Source organism: Dietzia sp. CW19, assembly GCF_014145265.1.
Taxonomy (GTDB): Bacteria; Actinomycetota; Actinomycetes; order Mycobacteriales; family Mycobacteriaceae; genus Dietzia; species Dietzia natronolimnaea.
Genome location: NZ_JAALEE010000376.1, coordinates 1 through 3,167 on the forward strand (window position 1 = coordinate 1; position 3,167 = coordinate 3,167).

At 72.0% G+C, this 3,167-nt stretch carries 2 protein-coding genes; both read right to left on the reverse strand.

From position 1 onward, the window contains the following. The coding region (locus tag G6021_RS11620; RefSeq protein ID WP_182641340.1) for an arabinosyltransferase domain-containing protein at positions 1 to 2,295 on the reverse strand (2,295 nt) is incomplete at its 3' end. Positions 2,296 to 2,317: 22 nt separating this feature from the next. After that, the coding region (locus G6021_RS11625; RefSeq protein ID WP_182617086.1) for an arabinosyltransferase C-terminal domain-containing protein at positions 2,318 to 3,167 on the reverse strand (850 nt) is incomplete at its 5' end.

Genomic DNA, 3,167 nt, shown 5'->3' on the forward strand with positions numbered 1-3,167 from the left:
GTCCGCGGGGTCGATCGCGCCGTCCGGTCCGGGGGTCGCGGCGAGCGGGGTGAGCATGCCGGCGTTGGCGTCGGGCTCCACCAGGACGCGGTCGGCGAGCATGCACGGGTTCCCGGCCAGGGCCGAGAAGTTGCCGGCCGCGATCGTGTACGCCGGGTACTGCTTGTGGACCCCCTTGGCGAACGAGGCGACGGAGAACACGACGAGCAGACCCGCGACCACCGCGATGGGTGCGGCGGCGATCGTCCGCACCCGCCGCCGGCCCTCGCGCGTCCTGGGCGCCTGCGTGCCCACGTAGTCCTGCCTGAGATGCTGCCAGCCGGCATAGGCGAAGGTCAGGACCGCCAGACCCAGGAGCACGGTGGCCGCGTCGATGCCGCGGACACTGGGCGCCTTGTCCCACCAGGGGATGCCGTAGCTCGAGACGTACCACCAGCCGTTGGGTCCGGCGAAGGCCAGCGCGAGCACCACCAGGATGATCCCCAGGAACACGGTCCGGTTGCGGGCGGTGCGGACCGCGGACGCGGAGATGGCCATGGCGCCGAGCGCCGCGATCGCCGCGCCGATCCCCGCGTAGACACCGAAGTGGTGGGTCCACTTGGTGGGGGAGAACATCATGAAGAACGCGGTGCCCACCACCACACCGACCAGGCGCCAGACGGGCCCCGAGGCCGCGCCCGGGATCTTGCCGCGGCGCAGCAGGGTGCCGATCACCATGATGAGGCACAGCAGGACCAGCAACACCGGGAGTCGACGCGAGAGCGAGCCGTCGACCGTCGGGATCATCAGGTAGTAGTAGCGGACGAACTCCTCGAACCAGTTCAGGTTGGGGCCGATCTCGCCGCGCACCCGGATGGCCTCGAGCACCGAGGCCAGGGACTGGATGCCGAAGACGCTGATGAGCACCATGGTCCCCGCGGCGAGCACCGGGGCGACCAGCGCGAGGTGAGACCCGACCTCGCGCCCGCGCACCACGACGGTGCGCAGGACCGGGCGCAGTCCCATCACCAGCGCGGCGACGGCCATGAGTCCGGTGGGGCCGGTGGCCAGCGAGAACGAGGCGACGATCACCGCTATCGCGTACGGCAACATGCGTCGGGTCGCGATGGCGCGTTCGACGGAGACCCAGGTCAGCAGCGCGCCCAGGGCGATGACGGGCTCGGGCCGCAGGCCGTTGTTGAAGGCCATCCAGAAGGCCAGGAACACGGCGGCGGCGCTCCACACGACCACCGGGGTGGTGCGCGCGGCGCGGCCGAGCCGCGGCAGGACCTCGCGGCTGATGACGAGCCAGCACAGGATCGCGGCGACGAGCGCGGGCAGACGCATCCACGGGCTGGCGGTGGACACGTGCGCGAGCATCGTGAGCAGGTCGTAGTACGGGGAGCCGAACGGAGACTCCGGGACGCCGTACCAGCGGTAGTAGTTGGCCATGTAGCCGGCGGGGTCGGCGGCCCGGGCCATCGACATGATGTACCCGTCATCGGAGGTGTTGCCGCCGATGAAATGCCACACACCGAGCGTGCCGATCACGGCCACGTCCGGTAGCCGGATCCTGAACCACCCGCGGGGCAGGAACCGGCGGGACCGGCGGCCGTCGGTCTGGTCGAGCCCGTGCAGGGCCCAGAGGGCCACAGCGGTGGCGATCAGCCCGATCACGATGGCGGCCCACTTGAGGGCGGTCGGGTCGGTGGTGAAGCGGGAATCGACCTCTACGGCCACCTCGAGGCCGTCGGGGACCACGGTGTCGGAGGGCAGGTCGGTGTAGATGCCCACGACCATCGGTCGGAGGTCGTCGGCATCGACCCGGCGGGCGGCGTCGTCGATGCCCTCGAACTCCGCCTCGACGAAGGTCGGGGCGGCGGTCACGGTCAACTGCGTGCAGTCCCCGGCGGCGACCTCCTCCCGCGGTGCGGAGACGATGACCCGGTTGCGGGAGACCACGTCGACCGTGTCCGCGGAGGCCCGGACGAACAGTGCCCGGTCGCCGGCCTCCTCACCACCCGCCGGGGCGGTGGACAGCAGGATCCCGCCGTCGGCGGGCAGGTCCGCGACCAGGGTGCAGGGCACGGAGGCGGTGAACCGCTGGGGCGAGTGCGCCATCAGCGGCGCGGTCACCGAGTCGACCGATCCGTTCTGTGGCCACTGCACGCTCGATGTGGTCTGGGTGACCGGCAGGAACGGCAGGGAGAGGAAGCACAGAGTGCCCAGGAGGCCGCTGACGATGGCGACGAGGCGGAGCCTCGCGACACGGGCGTCGGCGGCGACCGGGCCGGAAGCAACGGTGGAGTCTGACACGACGCCCGATTCTAGGCGACGGTCACTTCATGGGACCCGGCGTGGTCCAGCCCCACTGGACGGAACTGCTGCGCACGAGGTCCGCGGGCGTCGCCCCGGGGTCGAGGGGTTCGAACCGTTGGAGGGAACCCCAGTCCCGCGACCAGTCGTGGTCGAGGTAGGTGGGGACGGTGACGGCCTCCACCGTCTGGGTGGTCCACAGCAGTGGTCCGCCGCCGCCCGCGCTCTGCCACCAGTTCGCGGCGGCCGAGGACTCGCGGTCGGCGAGGATCCGGTAGCGGGGGATCTCTGCGACCCCGCCGTTGTGGACGAACGGGCGCTGACAGGGGAAGGCCAGGGCCACCACCCAGTCGACGAGCACCGGGTCGGTGTGGCCCACGACCTCGTCGAGGGTGCGTAGCCGGGGGTTCCGGGGCGGGGTCACGGCGAGCCACCAGTCGGGGTCGAGGTTGCCGTCGGTCGCCACCACCCGGACGACCTCGGCGTCGGAGGGGATCGACTCGAGGGGGATCCTGAGGTTGCGCCAGGCGGGGGCGGGACCGATGTCGACGGGGGTCGTGGAGCCCATGACCTCGAAGTCGGTGGGGCCCGCCGCGCCGACCCGGCCCGGTCGGCCGTACTCGATCGTCAGATCGCCGTTGCCGATGCGGCCGGCCGCGGCCATCACCAGCAGGGGGCTGTTGGGGCGGCGGGCGGGCAGCTCGTACCAGGCCGACGTGAGTTCGGCGGCGACCTGGGGACCGCGACGGTAGGAGCCCAGCACCGGTGTGGTGTCGGGGTCCAGGCCGAAGGGCAGCGCGACGGTGGAGCCGTTGACGGTGACCTCACCCCGGCCGCCGGTGGTGCCCGCGTCGACGCCGTCGCCCGGCTCA